The organism is Pseudomonas sp. EggHat1, assembly GCF_014892995.1.
Classification (GTDB): Bacteria; Pseudomonadota; Gammaproteobacteria; order Pseudomonadales; family Pseudomonadaceae; genus Aquipseudomonas; species Aquipseudomonas chaetocerotis.
The window spans coordinates 1-1,186 of sequence record NZ_JACKQK010000035.1 but is presented as its reverse complement, the minus strand read 5'-3'; the positions used below and the strand labels follow the sequence as shown (position 1 = coordinate 1,186).

Below are 1,186 nucleotides of genomic sequence, written 5' to 3'. Positions count from 1 at the left end.
TAGATCGCGATCATCAGCACCAGGCCCAGCATCACGCCCGGGATCACCCCGGCCATGAACAGCTTGCCCACCGACTGCTCGGTGGCGGCGGCGTACACCACCATCACGATCGACGGCGGAATCAGGATGCCCAGGGTACCGGCGTTACACACGATGCCGGCGCCGAAGGCCTGCGGGTAACCGGAACGCACCATACCGGCGATGGCGATGGAGCCGACCGCTGCTACGGTAGCCGGCGACGAGCCGGACAACGCGGCGAACAGCATGCACGCCAGCACCGCACCGATGGCCAGACCGCCACGGATATGGCCGACGCAGGCGTTGGCGAAGTCGATCAGGCGRCGCGCCACGCCGCCGGTGGTCATGAACGCACCGGACAAGAGGAAGAACGGGATCGCCAGCAGGGTGTAGTGCTCGGACGTCTCGAACAGCTTGATTGCCAGCGAGCGCACCGAGTCCGGGCTGAACAGCATGATGGTGATCGAACCGGCCAGGCCGAGCGACGCGGCGATCGGCACGCCGATGAACATCAGCAGGAACAACAGCAGGAAGAGGAACAGAACGGTCATTGCTTGGGCTCCTCGTGCTCATTGATCTTCAGGGCATCGGCGGCTTCGTCAGCCARRCCGAGACCGGTCTGCTCGTTGCGCAGGATACGGACGAGGATTTCCAGGAAGCGGACGAACACCATGGCGTAGCCGAACGGCACGATCATGCCGATATGCCATTGCTGAATACCGTAGTGGCCGAGGTCTTCGGCACCGATACCGGCGGTGAACAGGGTGTGCACCCAGTCGAAGCTGCCGACGGCGATCAGGCCGGCGTAACCCAGGCAGGCCGAGCAGGCGATCACGCCGATGACGCGCTGCACGCCGCGCGGGGCGAGCTTGACCAGGGCGTCGACGCCGATGTGGCCGGCGGTGCGCACGCCGTAGGCCAGGCCGAAGAAGATCAGCCAGCCGAACAGGGCCTTGGTCAGGGCATTGCTCCAGGTCATCGCCTGGGCCATGTCGAGAATGGCGTCGCCGATACCGAGGAGAAACTCGTTACCGCCGAAATAGTCACCCAGCCAATAGAACAGGGTGTAGAAGTTGTTGAGGATCACGTAGACGAAAGTGATCAGCGTCATGGCCGCCAGGAGGAAAGCGATGAAGCCTTCCTCGAAGTGCTCCCAGACGCGCCGCAA

Annotated in this window: 1 protein-coding gene and 1 pseudogene; both read right to left on the bottom strand. The window is 63.8% G+C overall.

The window, feature by feature from the left end; all coding sequences use genetic code 11:
• A pseudogene (gene dctM / locus INS93_RS24570) lies at positions 1 to 569 on the bottom strand (C4-dicarboxylate TRAP transporter large permease protein DctM); the annotation flags it as partial.
• Positions 566 to 1,186, bottom strand: a 621-nt coding sequence (locus tag INS93_RS24565; protein ID WP_226945735.1) for a TRAP transporter small permease, incomplete at its 5' end; no start/stop codon positions are given. The gene INS93_RS24565 and the pseudogene dctM, both read right to left, overlap by 4 nt.